Here is an 18,670-nt window from a genome sequence, read left to right as displayed (position 1 = left end):
ATTTCCCGGCCTTTTTTCTTGGGCGGTCGAAGAAAGGTATTCTGACATGAGCGATTGGAACCCCGCTAGTTACGGGCGCTTTACAGATCAGCGTTTGCAACCGGCTTTGGATTTGTTGGCGCGCCTTGGCGCGGTGCCGGATGGCGATGTGGTTGATCTGGGATGCGGGAGCGGGGCCGTGGGTCCGGCTTTGGCGGCCCGGTTTGATGAGCGCCGCATTATCGGCGTCGATAATTCGCCAGCGATGTTGGCCAAGGCTGAGGCAACGGGTGCCTATGCGTCTTTGACCTGCGAGGATATTGGCACGTGGTCGGCTGAGCAGGCCGCCCCGTCGATAATTTTTTCCAACGCGGCGCTGCAATGGCTGGGGGATCACCAGCACCTGATGCCGCGTCTTGCGGGCACTGTTGCGCCGGGCGGTGTTCTGGCGGTGCAGATGCCGTTTCAGAATGCTGCCCCGTCCCATCAGGGATGGGGCGCGGCCTTTACCGCGTTGTTTGGCAACCGTGCTGTGGCGCAGGGACCTGATATTCTGTCACCTGAGGCGTATTTCGACCTGCTGTCGCCTTTGGGTGATGTGAGCCTGTGGGAAACCCATTACCTGCAACATTTGCCCGCGGCGCCCGGCGGCGCGCATCCGGTGCGATTGTTCACCGAAAGTACGTTTGCGCGCCCGTTTCTTGAGGCAGTTGACGCGTCCGGGCGCAGTGCCTTGGTTGCGCAATACGAGGCAGCCATGGCACAAGCTTATCCATTGCGGTCGGACGGCTCTGTTCTGTTCGCTTTTCGCCGCTTGTTTTTCATTTTGCGCCCCGAGGCGTCTCGTTGATCAGAGGGCTGATATGCCTGCCTTAAAACCTACGCACTATTATGCAGAAATCGTCTGGTTGGGGCGTGTCGTCCGCAATGATGACAATCTGAAATCTGAGGCGGTGCAGGCACTGACACTTGGGCTGGACGGACCAGAGGGCGAAGTACATGGCGGGCGGACACGCAAATCCTGTAGCCGGGTGTTGTCACAACATCCACGCGGCACAGAGATTGCCAACACGCGCCAGCTTTCGATTATGTCGCAAGAGGAACTGGACCTGATTGCGCAAGGGATTGGCCTTGATGCGCTTGACCCACAGATGCTGGGCACCTCGATCGTGGTGCGGGGTATTGATGATTTCACGCATGTTCCGCCGTCGTCACGATTGCAGGGCGACAGTGGGGCCACGCTGGTCATAGACATGGAGAATCGCCCTTGTGTGCTGCCGGGGCGGGTGATTGAGGATGCACATGCAGGACATGGCAGGGCCTTCAAAACAGCTGCAAAAGACCATCGCGGCGTGACTGGTTGGGTCGAGCGTGGCGGTGTGCTTAAACTGGGCGATATCCTGCGGTTACACATCCCCGATCAGCGTCCATGGTCTCCCTGAACGGGGCCAGCACAAAAAATCATTTTGCCGATTGCCCAAGCCGCGCTATCACATTGCGGTTTTGATTGAGTGAACAGGCCGTGTGTTGTGTCACAGACCTTAATATTTGAAATTGCCGGATTGATCGGTGTCGGGTTTTATCTGGGCAGTTACGCGCTGCTTCAGGCCGGTGTGCTGAAAGGCAATGGCTATGCCTATGCCGGGTTGAACCTTGCCGCTGCCAGTTTGGTGCTGGTTTCGTTGTTCAACGGGTGGAACCTGTGGTCCGCGATCATTCAGGCCAGTTGGATAACCATTTCGATCATCGGCATGACGCGGGTTTGGTTGCTGACGCAGGGATTGCGGTTTTCGCCGGAAGAGGAAGAGTTGCGGCAACGCCATTTCGCCCATATGCGGCGGCTGGATGTTAAACGGCTGTTTCGAGCGGGAGACTGGCGGGAAGGACAGCCCGGAGATCCACTGACCGAAGAGAACAGGCCGGTTGCCCAGCTCAGCTATGTCGCAAAGGGCGGTGTGGACATTGTTGTGGCGGGCAATGTGATTGCGGCTGTGGGGGCGGGTGAGTTCATTGGCGAGATGGCGGTTTTGGCCCGTGGTCCGGCCAGCGCAACAGTGGCGATTAATCAGCCGTCGCGATATTTCGCAATCACATCCGAAGCCCTGCAAAAGCTTATCCGACACAACGGAGAGATTGCGGCGCATCTGGAGGCGGCGTTTTCACACAGCGTGCGCGCAAAGCTGATCGCGACCAATGCCCGGTTGGAACAGGCGCTGCATGGCAATGCCGCCGAATAGGCAAAACCGATCACAGACCTGTCTTCGCATACAAGTCGGGGGTTTCCAAAAAGAAACCTTTGCACCGATTCCCGACGCAAGACGCATGGAAAATGTCGGAAATGCCGCCCGGCGGGGCTTTCGAACCGGTTACTAATTTGACCAGATGCAACAACATTGCCTGAATAGGGACCGCCATGAGTTTTAAAACTGACATCGAAATTGCCCGCGAGGCAAAGAAACGCCCCGTTCAGGAAATTGGGGCCAAGCTGGGCATCGGGTCGGACGATCTTTTGCCGTATGGTCATGACAAAGCCAAGGTGAGCCAGGAGTTCATCAACTCGGTTCAGGATCGTGAAAACGGCAAGCTGATCCTTGTGACCGCGATCAACCCAACTCCGGCGGGTGAAGGCAAAACCACAACCACCGTGGGGCTGGGCGACGGTCTGAACGCGATTGGCAAAAAAGCCGCGATTTGTATTCGCGAGGCGTCATTGGGCCCGAACTTTGGCATGAAGGGTGGCGCCGCCGGGGGCGGATACGCACAAGTTGTTCCGATGGAAGAGATGAACCTGCATTTCACAGGCGATTTTCACGCGATCACCAGCGCGCATAACCTGCTGAGCGCGATGATCGACAACCATATTTACTGGGGCAACGAGCTTGAGATTGACGAGCGTCGTGTGACATGGCGCCGGGTTCTGGACATGAATGACAGGGCGCTGCGCGACACGGTCACATCGTTGGGCGGCGTGATGAACGGTTTCCCGCGTCAGACAGGTTTTGACATTACCGTGGCGTCCGAAGTCATGGCGATCCTGTGTCTTGCCAACAATCTGGAAGATCTGCAAAAACGTCTGGGCGACATGATCGTTGCCTATCGCCGCGACCGCACACCGATCTATGCGCGTGACATCAAGGCGGACGGCGCAATGACGGTGCTGTTGCGCGATGCCATGCAGCCCAATCTGGTGCAGACACTGGAAAACAACCCGGCTTTTGTACATGGTGGCCCATTCGCCAATATCGCGCATGGCTGTAATTCGGTCATTGCCACAACAACGGCGTTGAAAGTGGCCGATTACGTTGTGACAGAAGCCGGTTTTGGTGCCGATTTGGGTGCTGAGAAGTTCATGAACATCAAATGTCGCAAAGCCGGGCTGGCGCCTGATTGCGTGGTTTTGGTGGCGACAATCCGCGCCATGAAGATGAATGGCGGCGTGGCCAAGGCTGATCTGGGTCCGGAAAATGTGGACGCGGTCAACGAAGGGTGTGCCAACCTTGGACGTCACATTGGCAACCTGAAACAGTTTGGCGTGCCGGTTGTGGTTGCGATCAACCACTTTGTCACGGACACGGACGCCGAAGTGCAGGCGATCAAAGAATACGTCGACGGTCAGGGCGCCGAAGCGATCCTGTGTCAGCACTGGGAAAAAGGGTCCGAAGGCACAATCGCGCTGGCTACCCGGGTGGCAGAGATCGCCGATGCTGGCGTGAGCCAGTTCGCACCGCTCTACAAAGACGAGCTGAGCCTGTTTGACAAGATCGAGCGGGTGGCCACTGCGATTTATCGCGCGGATGAGGTGATGGCGGACAAGAAAATCCGTGATCAGCTGCGCGCGTGGGAAGATGCCGGGTACGGACATCTGCCGGTCTGCATGGCCAAAACGCAGTATTCGTTCTCTACCGATCCAAACCTGCGCGGCGCACCAACCGGCCATTCGGTGCCAGTCCGCGAAGTGCGGCTGAGCGCCGGTGCTGGCTTTGTTGTGGTGATCTGCGGTGAGATCATGACCATGCCCGGCTTGCCGCGCAAACCGGCGGCTGAGAATATTCGCATCAACGAAGAAGGATTGGTTGAAGGGTTGTTCTGATACTCGATTGCGGATCGGGGTCAGGCGGGGTAGGGCATGCGCAGATTGTCCACAAGGAGAGCTGTGATGCTGAGCCCCGCCGACTGCCCCGATATGCCTGCCCTGCGGGCCCAGATCGACGCGTTGGACACTGAACTTGTTCAGCTTTTGGCGCGGCGTGTCGGCTATATCGACCGGGCGGTAGACATCAAGAAAGAGGCCGGATTGCCGGCCTCAATTCCGGCACGTGTCGAAGAGGTGATCGCCTCGGTGCGTGCCACAGCCGTTGACGGGGGATTGGACCCGGAACTGGTAGAGGCATTGTGGCGCCACCTGATCGACTGGTCGATTGCACGTGAGGCGCGCAGCATTGAATTCAGCTGACAGGCCGTGAGGTGTGGCAGCATTGGCAAAACGGTCAGGCTGGGGTCTGATCAGGATCCGACAGGAGACATGAGATGACGGCTCAGATCATTGATGGGAAAGCTTTTGCGGCTACGGTACGGGAAAAAGTGGCAAGCCACGTGACCCGGTTGAAAGAAGAAAACGGCATTACACCCGGTCTGGCCGTTGTTCTGGTCGGTGAAGATCCGGCCAGCCAGGTTTATGTGCGCTCAAAAGGCAAGATGACCGTCGAAGTGGGCATGAGCAGTTTCGAGCACAAGCTGGACGCCGATGTATCCGAAGCCGAGCTGTTTGCCCTTATTGATAAATTGAATGCTGACCCTGCAGTTCATGGTATTCTGTGTCAGTTTCCGGTTCCGGATCATTTGGACGAACGTGCAATTGTGGCCCGAATTGATCCTGCGAAAGATGTGGATGGGCTCAGTGTGACCAACGCGGGCCGTTTGGCTGCGGGCCAGGCCGCATTGATCAGTTGCACACCCCTTGGAAGCCTGATGTTGCTTCGGGATCGTCTTGGATCACTGTCGGGCCTGAATGCAGTGGTCGTGGGGCGGTCAAACCTTGTCGGCAAGCCGATGGCGCAGCTGTTGCTGGGCGACAGCTGTACCGTGACGATTGCCCATTCGCGGACCAAAGATTTGCCGGATGTTGTGCGGCGCGCGGATATTGTTGTGGCTGCGGTAGGGCGCCCGGAAATGGTACGCGGAGAATGGATCAAAGAGGGTGCGACGGTGATTGACGTAGGCATCAACCGGATCGACGCCCCCGAAAGAGGCGAAGGCAAAACGCGGCTTGTGGGTGATGTGCATTTCCAAAGTGCTGCCGCGGTCGCGGGTGCTATCACCCCTGTACCCGGCGGTGTCGGTCCAATGACGATTGCGTGTTTGCTGGCCAACACAATCACCGCCTGTTGCCGTGCCAATGGGTTGGAAGAACCCGAGGGGCTGACGGTCTAAGTTATTGACCTAATGTGAAGAATTTAGGGGCGGCTCTCTGGACCGTCGCTGGTTTTAAGCCTTGGAAGTGGCTGATACGGGGATCATTGTGCCGGTCAGAAAGGCGATATGACTGCGGTCCGAACCAGTGCAGGCGAATACGTCGGCCTGAACAATCACCAACCGTTTTCCAGTTTTTATGACGCGCCCGATGGCGTGCAACATGTCGCCCCTAGCCGGTGCCAGCAGGTGGATTTTCATTTCCGACGTCAACACTTCGGTTTCCAGCGGCATGACCGACAATGCCGCGTACCCGGCCGCCGAATCGCCAATGCCAAAGGTCAGTGCGGCGTGGCCAAATCCGTGCTGCTGAAGACAATTTGCGCCTACCGGCGCACTTATCTCAACCCGTCCTGGTTCTACAGAGACCAGTTTCGCTGAAAAAGTGGCCATCATCGATTGCTTCACGAAACTGTGTTTCACTTTTCTTTCGATTTCGGGAGATAATTGCATAAAAGAGGGTCTCTTTGATTAATAAGGCCGCGACGAATTGGAGTGTTTAATTGAATTACGGAATAGTCCAAAAGAAGATGAATATCTTATTCCAAAAGGGGCAGGGCACTAGGTGATACAGTGAAAAGGACGAGTTTCGTTTTTCGGCTGACGTTTCAGTCATTGTTTAAGCCCCGATTGTGGGCAATTTGTTTGTTGTTGTCGGTTGCCGCGATTGGGGCGGGGCCATTTGGTACATTTGTGTCCATGGATGCCGGTCAGCGGAGCGTCTATTGGTCATTGATTATAACATTGTCAGTGGTTTTGGGATATAGCGGGCATGCCCTGTCGCTGTTGATGATCAAAAAATGCCATGTGATCACTCGCTTTGCGCTGGAAGGGATCATATCTACGTCGTTGATTACACCTGTGGTCTGGGGGGTAGGGCGATTGTCGATATTTGCCGACGCTTCGGTGGATATTTCTTTTGCTCAGGCTTTTGGTTACGTGGCGTTGATAACGGCCGCGGTGGTCACTATCCGGGCCATTGTGATGCTGTCTTTTGGTTTGGAATCACGTGCCGTCACCCGGGTAAAACCACGTTTGGCACAACGCCTGCCAGACGATATTGGCAGTTATATTCTGTGCCTGTCAGTGTCGGACCATTTTGTGAAAATCGTGACGGATCGCGGTGAAAAATGTGTGCGTATGCGGTTGAGCGATGCGATCGCCGAAATGGAGGGCGTTGAAGGGTTTCAGGTGCATCGGTCTCACTGGGTAGCAAAAGATGCCATTCGGAGCGCGCATAATGGTCAGGGACGTGCGATGTTGTCACTGGCATGCGGTACGCAAGTTCCTGTCAGCCGAAACTATCGTCCAGTGTTAGAGAAGGCCGGGATTTTGTGAAGAAATCAGCGGGTCGTGCGGCGAAGCTAGCGCGGCATGGACACCATGCGGGGCGTTTGCCCGGTGATGATCGCGCGCGCCTCGGGGCGCATCAGGTCGCTCAATACGTCGTCTGAACTGCGCAGCCCGCCGGTATAGGTACCAAAGGCAGGCAGAATGACACGGTCGCTGTCAAACAGAAACGCAGGTCGCGAAATAGCGCGCAGGCGGGTTTGTACCCGAACTTTGGGGTGATAATGCCCTGAAATTTCGCCGCTTTTGCCCGGTTGCGCAATATGGCGAAAGGTCAACGGTGGCAGTGGCAGTTCGGCCAGATGCGTGCCGCCCAGATCAATCGGCCCGGGGTCATGATTGCCTTCGATCCAGACCCAGCGGCGTCCGGCCTGTAAGCGATTGATCCAAAGCCGGTCCGTTTCGGGCAGGGAACGCGCGGCTTCATTATCGTCAAAACTGTCGCCAAGACACACGACGGTGGCCGCATTGGTCAGGGTCAGGTCATTTTCCAGACGGATCAACGTATCGCGGACTTCGTAAGGTGGTAAAGCCGCGCCGCCGCGTCGTATGATCCGGTCAGATTTCCCAAGGTGCAGGTCGGACAGGACCAGCAACCTCTGTTCCTCCCACCAGAGCGCCCCGGAGCCCATGGCGGTGAGGGTTGTTCCGGCAAGGGAAAACTGCAAACCGTTCATGATACGTTCGTAGCGGTACCGGCTAACTGACGCAAGAGACATGTGAGACGGCTTGATCATATCGAACATTCGGCCGTCAATTGGGGGCAATTTTGTCCGCGCGTTCGCTCCAGATGCTACATTTTGGCGAGCCCGCTTTCCTTCATCAGCGCGTCGGTCTCCTCTGCCAGAAGACGTTCCTCTGCGCTGCCGCTCTGGACAGAAACCTTACCCATTTCCAAAAACAAAGGCGCGGAAAATGGGGTTACATGGGGGGTGCGTTTCAGATCGATCCGTCCCGAGACGCGCTCCAGCATGTCTTCAATGCGGGCAAAATCGACCAGCCCGCGCATGGCTTCGGTCCGGGTGATCTGCATCAACAGGTGATCAGGGTCGTATTTCAGCAAAGTGTCATAGAGTATATCAGAGCTAAATGTCGCCTGACGCCCGGATTTGCGTTTGCCCGGCGTGTTGCGTTCGATCAGTCCGGCAATTGTGGCGACGCCGCGAAAGGTGCGTTTCATCAAGGTATTGCCCGCCATCCAGCCGTCAAGACCATCGCGCAAAGCATTGAGATCAAACAGAGGCGTTGGATCAGTCACTGCGTCCAGTCCCCAGATCAATGTTGCATAATCTGTGGATACGAACCCCATGGGCGCGAGGCCGGTTTCCTCCATACGCTTTGTTAACAGCAACCCAAGGGTTTGTTGCGCGTTGCGTCCGGCAAAGCCGTAAACACATATGTTTTCGCGCCCGTCACGGGGAAAGCTTTCAATCAGCAACCGCCCGGGTTCCGGCAGGCAAGACATGCTTTTTTGCAGGTTCAGCCAGTCGGCGGTGTGCGGTGGCAGTTCGGCCCAGCTGTCTTGTTGAAGGTAGCGCAGGATGCGCTGGTTCAGCTGTGTCGACGTTGAGAATTTTGTGCCTGAAAACACAGCAATGCGCGGCTTTCTTGCAGCATTGCGCGAAACTTCGACGGTCATTTCGCGCAGGCCTTCATACCGCACAATCTGCCCACCGATCAGAAAGGTGTCACCGGCGCTGAGTGAGGCCGCAAAGTTTTCCTCAACTTCTCCCAGCGGCTTGCCACCGCGATTGCGTTTCAGGCGTACTTTGAGCGTATCGGTGTCTTGAATCGTGCCCGCGTTCATGCGGATAGCGGCGGCCGCGCGTGGGTCGCGCAGTTGCCATTGGCCGTCAGCGCGCTGCAAAAGCCGCTGCCAGCGATCATAGGCCCGCAATGCGTACCCGCCGGTGGCACAGAAATCCAGACAGGCGTCAAACGCGGCGCGTGTCAGGTCAACAAAGGCCCCGGATGCGCTCATTTCAGTATATAAATCGCCGGCATCAAAGGGCCCGGCGGCGGCGGTCAGCAGGATATGCTGGCACAAGACGTCATGTGGTCCGGCGCCGCGCGGGTCGCCATCCAGATCATGTGCGTGGGCGGCCTGAAGTGCTGCGACGCATTCAACGACTTCCCAGCGATTGGCCGGAACGAGTATCGCTTTGGATGGCGCGTTATAGCGGTGATTTGCGCGTCCGATCCTTTGAACCAGACGTTTGACGTTTTTAGGCGCGCCAACCTGAATGACCAGATCAACATCGCCCCAATCGATGCCCAGATCCAGTGACCCGGTGCAGACGATGGCGCGCAGGTCGCCGCGCACCATAGCCGCTTCGACGCGTTCGCGCTGAACCCGGTCAAGGCTGCCGTGATGGATGCCGATTGGCAGGTCGTCGTCATTGGCCAGCCAGAGGTTATGAAAGAAAATCTCGGCCTGTGCGCGGGTGTTGTGAAAGATCAATGTGGTTTTGTGCTGTTTGACCTGTTCGAGCACGGCCGGAATAGAATAAGCCGCACCGCCGCCGGACCATGGCGGAGCCTCGGTTGTTTCCAGCATGGTGATGTCGGGGTCAGGGCCGGGGTCGGCGGTGACAATTTCGCAAGGGTCAGGGTTGCGGGCGAGCAGGGTGGCGATGTCCTCGGGGCGGTTCACGGTGGCAGACAAGCCGACGCGGCGCAGGCCCGGGCAAAGCGATTGCAGGCGCGCCAACGCCAGAAACAGCTGATCGCCGCGTTTGCTTTCGGCCAATGCGTGAATTTCGTCGACGATCACCCGTTGCAGGCCTGCGAAAATGCGCGGCGCATCCGGGTAGGATGTCAAAAGCGCGAGGCTTTCGGGGGTTGTCAGCAGAATATGCGGAGGATCGGCGCGTTGGCGTTTTTTGACTGTATTTGACGTGTCCCCGGTGCGGTCCTCGATACGGATATCGAGCCCCATTTCATCAACCGGTGTGCGCAGGTTGCGTTTAATGTCTGCGGCCAGCGCCTTGAGCGGAGAGACATAAAGCGTGTGCAGGCCATCATGCGGCGCCCGGGCGAATTCGGCCAGCGTGGGCAGAAAACCGGCCATGGTTTTGCCGCCCCCGGTCGGGGCGATCAGCAACAGGCAGGGGGCTCCGGCGCGGGCCACCATGTCGCGTTGGTGCGGATGCGGGTGCCAGCCACGCCGGGAAAACCAGTTTTCGATATCGGGGGGCAAGGCGCCCGGATCGGCCAAGTTCGGTCTGCCCTCAGTCAGTCTGGGTTCGGGCTGCAAAACAGCCGGTAGAGCATTCCAATGACTTCGGCAGTGTTATTATCGGCCAGAGAATAATGGATTGTCTTGCCATCACGCCGTGTGGTGACAAGCCCCTCTTCGCGCAAACGGGCCAGCATCTGGCTGACGGCGGCCTGACGGATTTCCAGCAGGCTTTCCAGTTCGCCCACTGACTTTTCCCCCGAGCCAAGATGGCACAGGATCATAAGGCGTCCTTCGTGAGCAAGCGTTTTAAGATAGGCGGCGGCAGTGGCGGCACTGCGGGCCATTTCAGAGGGCGGGGCTGGTGGTTTTTGCATATTCACGCGCGTCGTTCCTTGGTCTTGCCTCCTCCTCTTAACATGGGATTGTGAACAAGGCGAGATTGCAGGTTATCAGAGCTTCGTGAACACGAAGTGGCATCAGGTCGGTCAAAACTGTGCTTGGGCTTGCGACCCTAGAAAATGGCGTTTTGGGCTTTGAGTATGCGCAGATTGCCCACGGTTTGAAATTCGTTTTGAATTGCAAAGGTAAGATCAGCACCGGATTCATAGCCCACCAGGGCGCAACGTTCATCCATGGAAGCCGCTGCGTTCACTGCGTCGCCAAATTGTGCCCCGGTGGGGTTTTCGCTAAACACATTGGACAGTCCCAAACAGCCTTCTGAACGGTTGACGATACATCCCGCGACAAACCGGTTTTGGTCAAGACGACCAAGAAAACAGACGTCTTTGCGATCAAGCAGGGTTTCTGGAAACATGCGTTGATCGGTTGGGGAGCCATTGCGTCGCCATCCGTCTTCCCACAGTTCTAGGTGTGTCGCCTCACTCACGACAGCCCACCCATCTGGCATCTTTGAAGGTTTCGGGTCCCTCCAAATCCACGATGCCTCAAACAGAACCTTGAAACCGTGTGTTTGTAAATCGAGCTGGCAAAAGCTGTCTTTGATACCCAGTTTGCCGCCAAAACGCGCTGACAATCGGGCCAGCTCTGACAGGATCGCATCCCAGGGTTCGGGTGAGGTTATCGTCATGTTGGAATAGTAAGGAGGCGCCGTGTCCAGTCCGACAAAGGCATATGGCAGGCGCTTGAATTGAAGCCGGTGCGCCGCGAAGACCGCGCCATACCAATCCGCATTGTTGTGCGCTGCCGCAATTGCACGTTGATCTGTTTTCATGGGTCACCGAATTGCGAAAGGTTGTATCTTGTGCCCATTGTCATTCTGTTTTGACCGGAGCGCCCCCGACAAAGTTGTTGCCGCCCCGGTAGGCGCAGGGCGCATCTTGCATTTCCAGATGCAGGCCGGTGTCGGTGTAGGGATGCGCGCGGGCGAGGTCTTCGTCGACGGTGATGCCAAGCCCCGGAGCCGTGGGTGCGGTGATGAACCCGTCTTTGACCGAGATCGCATGACGGATCAGGTTGGCGTGAAACTCGGTTTCGATGGTTTCAATCAACAGGCAGTTGGGGATTGATACGCCCAGCTGGATATTTGCGGCCCATTCGATGGGTCCTGCATAAAGGTGGGGCGCCATTTGAGCGTTATAAACCTCGGCAATTGCCGCCACCTTTTTCATCTCCCAGATCCCCCCCGCACGTCCAAGTGCCGGTTGCAGGATGGTGGCCGCGCCCTGGCGCAGAACCTCGCCAAACTCCGCCTTGGTGGTGAGCCGTTCACCGGTTGCAACTGGCGTAGTGACAGCGGCCGCAACCTTGGCCATTTCCGCAATATTGTCTGGCGGGACCGGTTCTTCGAACCAGAGGGGTGAATAAGGTTCCAATGCCGTGCCAAGACGGATTGCGCCCGCCGTGGAAAACTGGCCATGCGTGCCAAACAAAAGGTCCGCACGGTCGCCAATGGCCTGGCGGATAGCGCTGCAGAAGGCGACGGATTTCGTGATGTCGTTCATCGCGGGCATGTGTCCGCCCCGCATCGTATAGGGGCCTGCGGGGTCGAATTTGACGGCCGTAAAGCCTTTGTCGACCATGGCCAGCGCGCTTTCTGCGGCCAGTTCGGGTGAGGACCAGAAGGCGTCGATGTCATGATGTGGCAGGGGGTAGAGATAGGTATAGGCGCGCAAGCGGTCGTTCATCTGACCGCCGATCAGTGCGTATACCGGTCGATCACGATCTTTGCCAAGGATGTCCCAGCAGGCGATTTCTAACCCGGAAAACGCGCCCATCACCGTGAGGTCGGGGCGCTGGGTAAAGCCCGACGAATATGTGCGACGGAACAGGCGTTCGATATTTTCAGGGTTTTCGCCCGAGAAATACCGCTGAAACACGTCCCGGATGACAAGTATCATGGCGTCGGGACCAATCGAAGATGCATAACATTCGCCCCAGCCGATGATGCCGGTGTCGGTTGTAACTTTGACCAGTATCCAATAGCGCCCGCCCCAGCCGGGTGCGGGTGGCGCCGTGACGATGATGTCGAGATCTTGCAGTTTCATGATCGGTCCTTGAGATCGTGCGTACAGTTGTTCTCCGGCGAGGGGGTATTGAGAAACGACTGGTTCAGGTGTCGAAAAGGATAACGTTGCGCTTGGCTGAGCCGGATTTGGTGTCTTCGATGGCCTCGTTTATCTGATCGAGCGTCCAGCGGCCTGAGATCAGCTCGTCGAGTTTCAGACGGCCCTGCTGATAAAGATCAACCATCCACGGGATGTCGCGCTGAATAACTGCGTCGCCCATTTTTGAACCGATCATGCCCTGACCGATGGCTGCGAGGATCACCGGTTCGTAGGTGGATTTCGCGCCGGAATGGGGCATGCCAACCATGATTACCTTGCCACCCCGACCCAGATAGCGGGGCGCTTCGTCATAGGCCGGGATTGCACCAACCGTGACAATCACTGCGTCCGCGCCTTTGCCCATGGCGCGCATGGCACGAATCCATGGTTTCTTTTCGGTCGCCAGAATGCCATCGGTGGCGCCGAATTCTTTAGCGATTTCAAGTTTCTCTTCGCTCATGTCAATTGCGATGATGCGGCGGGCCCCGGCGATGCGTGCGCCCTGAATGGCGTTTAGCCCAACGCCGCCCGCGCCAATGACCACAACATCCTGACCAGCGCGCAATTCGGCGGCATTCACAACCGCGCCAATGCCGGTGATAACGCCACAGGCCACAAGCGAGGCGGCCTCCATCGGGATGTCGTCGGACACTTTGACCACCTGACGGTGGCTGACGACCACTTTCTCGGCAAAGGCTCCGGTGGCCATGGCTTGGTGCAAAGGCGTGTTTTGCGCGGTTTTCAGCGGGTGGCTGCCGCCGTCGATTGGGGTTTCGCACAGGGTTGGCTTGCCACCAGCACATGAGGCACAGGACCCGCAGGCGCGGATCAGAGTCACAATCACCGGATCGCCCAAGGCCAGCCCCGTGACACCGTCGCCTAAGGCGGAGACATGGCCCGCGGCTTCGTGGCCATAGACGGCGGGCAGGGTGCCGCCCCATGCGCCGCTGGCAAAGGTGATGTCTGAGTGGCAGATGGCAACCGCTTTGAGCGTGACCTCGATCTCGCCCATTGCGGGATCAGCCAGCAGAACGTCTTCGATTACAAGAGGTTGCCCGAATTCGTGGCAGACTGCGGCTTTGATAGTTTTCATGGACATCCCTCGTTTGCTCCGGGTCCAGATTGGCCGTCTTTGCGCCAAATGCTAGTCAAAAAACGCAAACGAGGTCGTTTTCAGGGAGTTGCTGGTCTTTTTGACCGTGCGAAGATCGCGACGGAGAGGACCATGAGGAAGGCTGAGACAAGGAACGGTGCGCCGGGCAGATAAACTGGTGCGCCTTCGCCCGAGAAATGCGCAAAGGTCTGGGTCATCAGCAACGGCGCGATAATGGTGGCGAGCGATGTGAGCGAGGCCAGAACGCCCTGCAGCTCGCCCTGTGAGTCATCGGGGATGCGGCGTGACAGGATGCCTTGCAACGCAGGCAACCCAACGGCACCAAAAGCAAAGACGGGAACCATCGCCAAGAGCAAAGTGCCGCTGCTGACAAAGCCGAGAAAGATGAACGAGGCGAATTCAACGGACAAGCCGATGATCACGGTGATCCGATTGCCGAAATAGCGGATGGAAGGCGCGATCAGAAAGCCCTGCACCAGCGCGAATGTGGTGCCATATGCGGCCAGAGAGACGCCGATCATGCCGGGCGACCAGCCAAAACGCTCGGTTGTGTAATAGGGCCAGACAGCGGGGTAAACAGCTGTCGCGACCTGATAAATAAAGAACACGATCAACAGCTTACCGACCGCTGGTAATTGTCCAAGCGCACGCAGAGAGCCAAGCGGATTGGAGCGGGACCACTGAAAAGCCCGGCGGGTGGCGTCGGTGACGGTTTCCTTGAGCACGACCCAGCCCAAAAGGGCATTGAGACCGGCCAAACCGGCCGCCGCCCAGAACGGTGCGCGGGTGCCAAATTCGGCCAGAACGCCGCCCAGTACCGGCCCCAGCACAAAGCCGATACCAAACCCCGCGCCCACGATGCCAAAGGCGGCGGCCTTTTCCTTTGGGGTGGAAATGTCAGCCATATAGGCCAGTGCGGTGGCATAGGTCGCAGCTGTGATCCCGGCGACGACACGGCCCAGAAATAACAGCCAGATGGTGTCCGCGAGGGCCATGACGACATAGTCGGCAGACATAATAACAAGGGACACCAACAGGACAGGGCGACGTCCGTACCGGTCAGAGAGGCTGCCCAGAAACGGGCCAAATAGAAATTGCATCACAGCAAAGACGGTGGACAAAACACCGCCCCACACCGCAGCCTCGGCCAGATCGCCGCCGGTGAGATCGCGGATCAAATCCGGCATCACCGGCAGAATAAGACCAATCCCCATGGCATCAATGACCACGGTGATCAGAATCACGAGGACGGGCAAACGGGTGAACATAAAATCTCCGGCTCAAATTATGGGCAGGGGGCCATGAAATTTGAATTGGGTCAACTGGTTTGCGTCGACGAGTTTGAATTCATGGTTAATGCGCTGATTTCACGTCGAAAACAGGTATCGGCAGCGCGTCGGTATTCCGTCGGTATTGCATCGGTCCGAAATTGACGATGTGGTGGGCGTTACGCCAACGGGCGTATTGGTGTCGGTTTTTTCAGAGACAAGCCGGACGTGCCCTGCCGATTTTGTCAGAAATGTCAGGCCGGACGGTGATCAGGTCATCAGGCTGGCCGTGGCGGCGGCGGCCAAAATCTCTTCTGCAATCTCGCGCGCTTCTTCAGGAGAGAAATCCATCGGAATTTCCGCGTCGCCGGCCTCCACAAAGATACGGACAAATCCCTGATCGGTTGGGCCGATCTGAAGATTGGCTTCTACGTCGCGTTCAGTATTGATGCCCATTGCGGTTCTCCTGTGCTTGTGTTTCGGGTAGCCTGAAAGACGGCAATTGGCAAGAAGTGTGAGGGCCTCTTATGAGTTCGGACAAAACGAAGCTGCGCGCGTTCACGAAAGACGATCTGGGCTGGTTGGTGCAGGTGCATGGTGAAATTTATGCGCGAGACGAAGGGTTTGATGAGAGCTTTGGTGTGCTGGTGGAGCAAATCCTGAAGGATTTCCTGAGGGATTGTGATCCGACTTGTGAGCATGGCTGGGTGGCCGAACAGGAAGGTATACCGCTGGGAAGTATTTTCTGTGTGCGGGGGGACGTGCAGGGATATGCCAAGCTGCGGCTTTTTATGCTGCTGCCAGAGGCGCGGGGGCTTGGGCTGGGCAGGCGTATGTTGGACACGTGCATGGGGTTTGCACGCGACAAAGGCTATCATGGAATGCGTCTGTGGACTCATGAAAGCCACGCGGCGGCCTGTGCGCTGTATGCCGCGAATGGGTGGTCGCTGACGGCGTCAAAACCAGTGACAAGCTTTGGTGTCGACCTGGTCGAACAAACTTGGGAAATTGCATTTTAGACGCTTGCATTCGTCGTGATTGCGGATTAAATCGCCTTTGCGTGCCGCCTTAGCTCAGTTGGTTAGAGCACTGGTTTGTGGAACCAGGGGTCCCCCGTTCAAGCCGGGGAGGCGGTACCAAACTACTCTCAATATGTCGAAGTACAGGTCCGAATGGGCTTTTCAAATGGCCAATCGCGGCGATTTGATGTCATTCTGTTTCTTGTTTGAGTTCAATGATTTGAATTGCGCCGTTACTGTTTCCGTTAATGTTGGGGAATGTGGCAGAATTATGAAAAACCTTGCTAAAATCCCACAGATGCCGAACCATGTGAACTTGCGAACGGAATATTTTTAGTCGCGTATTCAACAGTGGGAGTGCAGGAATGATTAGTCCTGCAGACTTTAAACGGAGTATACGTACCGCCCTGTTATTGGCCATTTTGGCGTTGTCAGTTGTTATTGGCAGTGCCCGGCTACCGGTCAGCGCGGAAACCGACCCTTTGTCGGCACCTTATGAACAGGTGCGATATTCGGGCGATGAAACCCTGCGCGAATTTGTAGCCAAATATCTGAATGATCCCGATCTTTGGCCCGCCGTTCTGAAAATCAATCAAATGGCCTCTCCGGCTGATCTGACACCCGGGACTGTGCTGGAAATGCCGGTGCGCCAGGTTGCAGCGGCTGACAGCGCGTTGATGACGTCTTTGGTGGCCATTCAAAAGGCGACAGCCGAAGGCGCGCGGTTGTTCGCGCCCAACGAGATTGGCAGCGCGATCAACGACCGGGAAACTGCAGTCGTGCATCGCGGCGAGGGCGAATGGCGTGAAGTTGTGGCCTTTTCCGGGTCCGCCACCGTGGCCGCGACCGAGGCGTTTGATATTGCGGTTGCCCAGCGTGACAAGGCCGCTGAGGCGCTGATCACTGATATTCACGGTGATGTCGAAGGGCGCGATCCTGCCGAGGCGGCATGGTCGGACCGGTCGCTGAATGACATTCTGGTGGAATTTGAGCGGTTGCGGACTTTGTCCAACTCGACCACGCAGGTCACATTCCGCGATCTGAGCCGGTTACGGTTGAACCCCAATTCCAACGCCACCATTCAAAGAATGCGGTCGGACCCGCTGACGGGGAAAGAAGTCACTAAGGTCAGTCTGTCAAACGGCGATTTTTATGCGTTGTTGAACCAGCTGTCGGATCGCGACAGTTTTGAAATTGACGTTCCGGGGATCAAGACCACCACGGAATCCGATGATTTCTGGATCAAGAATGACGACCAGAATGCGTTGTTTGTGAATTACGATTCCGCCGAGCTGGACATCGCCTCCGGGCAGGAAAACGTAACGCTTGGCAAAGATGAGGGCGTGGTGATTTCCCGGGATGGGCAAACCGCGCGCGCCGAAGTGTTAGAACGCACGCTGTTGTCGTCGCCTCAGGACAGGGCGGATGTGTATGGCAATGCGGTTGATCTGGTCTGGCAGGAGTATTCTGACGCGGCGGGTTATTGGTTTGAAGTGGCGGCGGACCCGGGGTTCAACCGGATGCTGTCAACTGAATGGGGCATTAAGCCGACATCGTTTCGCGTCGAAAACCTAGATCCCGGTGTGCATTACTGGCGGGTGGCGGCGCTGGACAAGCTGGGATTGCCCGGCAAGTGGAGCGAAACGCGCAAGTTTGAGCTTCGGATTGACGACACACCGCCGTTCCTGACGTTGTTTGCCCCTAGTGAAAACGCACAGTTTGAAACCGGCACCGTCGAGGTGTTGGGCGCGTCAGAACATGGCGTGCGCCTGACGTTGAACGGGGACAATGTGGATGTCGGAGATGATGGCGGTTTCCTGATTGCCAGCGTTCTGGTGCCGGGCAACAACCAGTTGTTGATTGTGGCGACGGATGCGGCCGGGAACACCTCGCAGAAACGGCGTCAGGTGCTGTACGAACCACGTAAGGCGGCAGAGATTACGCTGGATCAGAATATGCCACGCTCGGGCGATGTTTTGGTGAGCCGCACAGGCGAAATGACCGTGATGGCCACGACAACGGCGCAGGTCGGATTGGAAGTTGTATTACGCGATGGCGCTGGCGGAGACGTTGGCCGCACCCGCGTGGGTGGCGGCGGTGCGTTGGGCATTACGGTTCCAGTGAGCGAGACCGTTGCAGGATATTCGCTGGAAGTGGTGTCGCAGGGCGGCAGCCCGCTGGGTCAGGTGGCCTTTGAGGTGCAGCGCGACAGTGTGGCGCCGGAAATTGCGCTGGACGTGCCTCCGCCGCGTGCCACAACCGATGATCTGCTGGACCTGACTGGGTTGGTCGGGGATGCGGTCACGGCGACGCTGAGCGGTGAAGATCTTGAAATTTTTGACGGCTTTTTTGCCACGCAGGTGAACTTGTCCCCGGGAACCAATGTGTTTGAGTTCCGGGTTGAAGACGCGGCGGGCAATGCCGGGTTGTTGGTGGTTGAGACGGTTCTGGACCTTGAACCACCCGAAATTCTGGACGCGCGGGTGACGCGCCCCGGGGGTGATAATGGTCCGATTGAGATTGTGGTTGAGGCGCGTGATGCGTCCGGCCTGCGTCAGGCGGCGCCGTATCTGATCGAGGTCGGAGACGAAGAATTTGAAGGATATCTGCGCTGCGATAGCGCTGGCGGCATCTGTCGGGCAAGTCTGCCCGCGGCCAGCGGTGACGTAAGCCTCGTTGAGGTGATTGTGCAGGATTATGCAGGAAACGAGGCTATCCGGTGATGG

The 18,670-nt window shown here is 57.2% G+C and carries 18 protein-coding genes and 1 tRNA gene; 10 read left to right on the top strand and 9 right to left on the bottom strand.

The features are described from left to right. Positions 1-46: 46 nt before the first annotated feature. The 6 genes from ABJI08_RS17425 to folD all read left to right on the top strand — a co-directional run bounded on the left by ABJI08_RS17425 (position 47) and on the right by folD (position 5,409). Entirely contained in the window at positions 47-829 is a 783-nt protein-coding gene (locus ABJI08_RS17425; RefSeq protein ID WP_348403125.1) for a methyltransferase domain-containing protein, read from the top strand. Positions 830-842: 13 nt separating this feature from the next. Further along, positions 843-1,421: a sulfurase gene (locus ABJI08_RS17420; protein ID WP_348403124.1), complete on the top strand. Its 579-nt coding sequence runs from the start codon at positions 843-845 to the stop codon at positions 1,419-1,421. Positions 1,422-1,508: 87 nt separating this feature from the next. After that, positions 1,509-2,216 (top strand): cyclic nucleotide-binding domain-containing protein, encoded by a 708-nt coding sequence (locus tag ABJI08_RS17415; RefSeq protein WP_348403123.1) that lies wholly within the window; start codon positions 1,509-1,511, stop codon positions 2,214-2,216. A 176-nt stretch (positions 2,217-2,392) separates the two neighbouring features. Continuing rightward, a complete protein-coding gene (locus ABJI08_RS17410; protein ID WP_348403122.1) occupies positions 2,393-4,069 on the top strand; it encodes a formate--tetrahydrofolate ligase in 1,677 nt (558 codons plus the stop codon). Between the two features lie 66 nt (positions 4,070-4,135). Beyond that, positions 4,136-4,432, top strand: coding sequence for a chorismate mutase (locus tag ABJI08_RS17405; protein ID WP_348403121.1), 297 nt, complete (start codon positions 4,136-4,138; stop codon positions 4,430-4,432). Positions 4,433-4,506: 74 nt separating this feature from the next. After that, a complete protein-coding gene (gene folD / locus ABJI08_RS17400) occupies positions 4,507-5,409 on the top strand; it encodes a bifunctional methylenetetrahydrofolate dehydrogenase/methenyltetrahydrofolate cyclohydrolase FolD (protein WP_348403120.1) in 903 nt (300 codons plus the stop codon). A gap of 54 nt (positions 5,410-5,463) precedes the next feature. Here the strand turns inward: folD and ABJI08_RS17395 are convergent, their stop codons facing one another. After that, positions 5,464-5,841: a PaaI family thioesterase gene (locus ABJI08_RS17395; protein ID WP_348403119.1), complete on the bottom strand. Its 378-nt coding sequence runs from the start codon at positions 5,839-5,841 to the stop codon at positions 5,464-5,466. A gap of 252 nt (positions 5,842-6,093) precedes the next feature. On the opposite strand from ABJI08_RS17395, the gene ABJI08_RS17390 reads away from it, so the two are divergent. Beyond that, the gene (locus tag ABJI08_RS17390) at positions 6,094-6,786 is read left to right on the top strand and encodes a LytTR family DNA-binding domain-containing protein (RefSeq protein WP_348403118.1); all 693 of its coding nucleotides are present in this window, start codon (positions 6,094-6,096) and stop codon (positions 6,784-6,786) included. Between the two features lie 26 nt (positions 6,787-6,812). Here the strand turns inward: ABJI08_RS17390 and pdeM are convergent, their stop codons facing one another. The 8 genes from pdeM to ABJI08_RS17350 all read right to left on the bottom strand — a co-directional run bounded on the left by pdeM (position 6,813) and on the right by ABJI08_RS17350 (position 15,381). Beyond that, positions 6,813-7,475, bottom strand: a complete 663-nt coding sequence (gene pdeM / locus ABJI08_RS17385; RefSeq protein WP_348403289.1) for a ligase-associated DNA damage response endonuclease PdeM — start codon at positions 7,473-7,475, stop codon at positions 6,813-6,815. 116 nt (positions 7,476-7,591) lie between these two features. Next, on the bottom strand, positions 7,592-10,015 hold the full coding sequence (locus ABJI08_RS17380) for a ligase-associated DNA damage response DEXH box helicase (RefSeq protein WP_348403117.1): 2,424 nt from the start codon (positions 10,013-10,015) through the stop codon (positions 7,592-7,594). A 17-nt stretch (positions 10,016-10,032) separates the two neighbouring features. Further along, positions 10,033-10,323, bottom strand: coding sequence for a metalloregulator ArsR/SmtB family transcription factor (locus ABJI08_RS17375; RefSeq protein ID WP_348403116.1), 291 nt, complete (start codon positions 10,321-10,323; stop codon positions 10,033-10,035). A 167-nt stretch (positions 10,324-10,490) separates the two neighbouring features. Beyond that, positions 10,491-11,210, bottom strand: a complete 720-nt coding sequence (locus ABJI08_RS17370) for a hypothetical protein (protein ID WP_348403115.1) — start codon at positions 11,208-11,210, stop codon at positions 10,491-10,493. Between the two features lie 40 nt (positions 11,211-11,250). Next, entirely contained in the window at positions 11,251-12,483 is a 1,233-nt protein-coding gene (locus tag ABJI08_RS17365; protein ID WP_348403114.1) for a mandelate racemase/muconate lactonizing enzyme family protein, read from the bottom strand. A gap of 64 nt (positions 12,484-12,547) precedes the next feature. Further along, entirely contained in the window at positions 12,548-13,636 is a 1,089-nt protein-coding gene (locus ABJI08_RS17360) for a Zn-dependent alcohol dehydrogenase (RefSeq protein ID WP_348403113.1), read from the bottom strand. A gap of 80 nt (positions 13,637-13,716) precedes the next feature. Continuing rightward, entirely contained in the window at positions 13,717-14,925 is a 1,209-nt protein-coding gene (locus ABJI08_RS17355; protein WP_348403112.1) for a TCR/Tet family MFS transporter, read from the bottom strand. Between the two features lie 270 nt (positions 14,926-15,195). Continuing rightward, complete coding sequence (locus ABJI08_RS17350; RefSeq protein ID WP_348403111.1) at positions 15,196-15,381, bottom strand: DUF6324 family protein; 186 nt, start codon at positions 15,379-15,381, stop codon at positions 15,196-15,198. Between the two features lie 71 nt (positions 15,382-15,452). On the opposite strand from ABJI08_RS17350, the gene ABJI08_RS17345 reads away from it, so the two are divergent. The 3 genes from ABJI08_RS17345 (at position 15,453) to ABJI08_RS17335 (ending at position 18,667) form a co-directional block, all read left to right on the top strand. Continuing rightward, a complete protein-coding gene (locus ABJI08_RS17345) occupies positions 15,453-15,944 on the top strand; it encodes a GNAT family N-acetyltransferase (RefSeq protein WP_348403110.1) in 492 nt (163 codons plus the stop codon). A 43-nt stretch (positions 15,945-15,987) separates the two neighbouring features. Continuing rightward, positions 15,988-16,064 (top strand) — tRNA-His (locus ABJI08_RS17340). 245 nt (positions 16,065-16,309) lie between these two features. Beyond that, the gene (locus ABJI08_RS17335; protein WP_348403109.1) at positions 16,310-18,667 is read left to right on the top strand and encodes a FecR domain-containing protein; all 2,358 of its coding nucleotides are present in this window, start codon (positions 16,310-16,312) and stop codon (positions 18,665-18,667) included. Positions 18,668-18,670 lie beyond the last annotated feature (3 nt).

Origin of the sequence: Shimia sp. (assembly GCF_039969785.1) — a bacterium.
Taxonomy (GTDB): Bacteria; Pseudomonadota; Alphaproteobacteria; order Rhodobacterales; family Rhodobacteraceae; genus Shimia.
Note: the sequence above shows the minus strand (reverse complement) of the source record. Positions and strands in the feature narration are given on the sequence as shown.

Bases quoted from the DNA above. Each gene is read 5' to 3' on its own strand.
- ABJI08_RS17350 (WP_348403111.1), bottom strand. From the start codon at position 15,381: ATGGGCATCAATACTGAACGCGACGTAGAAGCCAATCTTCAGATCGGC.
- ABJI08_RS17420 (WP_348403124.1), top strand. From the start codon at position 843: ATGCCTGCCTTAAAACCTACGCACTATTATGCAGAAATCGTCTGGTTG.
- ABJI08_RS17425 (WP_348403125.1), top strand. From the start codon at position 47: ATGAGCGATTGGAACCCCGCTAGTTACGGGCGCTTTACAGATCAGCGT.
- ABJI08_RS17370 (WP_348403115.1), bottom strand. From the start codon at position 11,210: ATGAAAACAGATCAACGTGCAATTGCGGCAGCGCACAACAATGCGGAT.
- ABJI08_RS17375 (WP_348403116.1), bottom strand. From the start codon at position 10,323: ATGGCCCGCAGTGCCGCCACTGCCGCCGCCTATCTTAAAACGCTTGCT.
- ABJI08_RS17405 (WP_348403121.1), top strand. From the start codon at position 4,136: ATGCTGAGCCCCGCCGACTGCCCCGATATGCCTGCCCTGCGGGCCCAG.
- ABJI08_RS17395 (WP_348403119.1), bottom strand. From the start codon at position 5,841: ATGGCCACTTTTTCAGCGAAACTGGTCTCTGTAGAACCAGGACGGGTT.
- ABJI08_RS17365 (WP_348403114.1), bottom strand. From the start codon at position 12,483: ATGAAACTGCAAGATCTCGACATCATCGTCACGGCGCCACCCGCACCC.
- pdeM (WP_348403289.1), bottom strand. From the start codon at position 7,475: ATGAACGGTTTGCAGTTTTCCCTTGCCGGAACAACCCTCACCGCCATG.
- ABJI08_RS17360 (WP_348403113.1), bottom strand. From the start codon at position 13,636: ATGAAAACTATCAAAGCCGCAGTCTGCCACGAATTCGGGCAACCTCTT.
- ABJI08_RS17410 (WP_348403122.1), top strand. From the start codon at position 2,393: ATGAGTTTTAAAACTGACATCGAAATTGCCCGCGAGGCAAAGAAACGC.
- ABJI08_RS17335 (WP_348403109.1), top strand. From the start codon at position 16,310: ATGATTAGTCCTGCAGACTTTAAACGGAGTATACGTACCGCCCTGTTA.
- ABJI08_RS17345 (WP_348403110.1), top strand. From the start codon at position 15,453: ATGAGTTCGGACAAAACGAAGCTGCGCGCGTTCACGAAAGACGATCTG.
- folD (WP_348403120.1), top strand. From the start codon at position 4,507: ATGACGGCTCAGATCATTGATGGGAAAGCTTTTGCGGCTACGGTACGG.
- ABJI08_RS17355 (WP_348403112.1), bottom strand. From the start codon at position 14,925: ATGTTCACCCGTTTGCCCGTCCTCGTGATTCTGATCACCGTGGTCATT.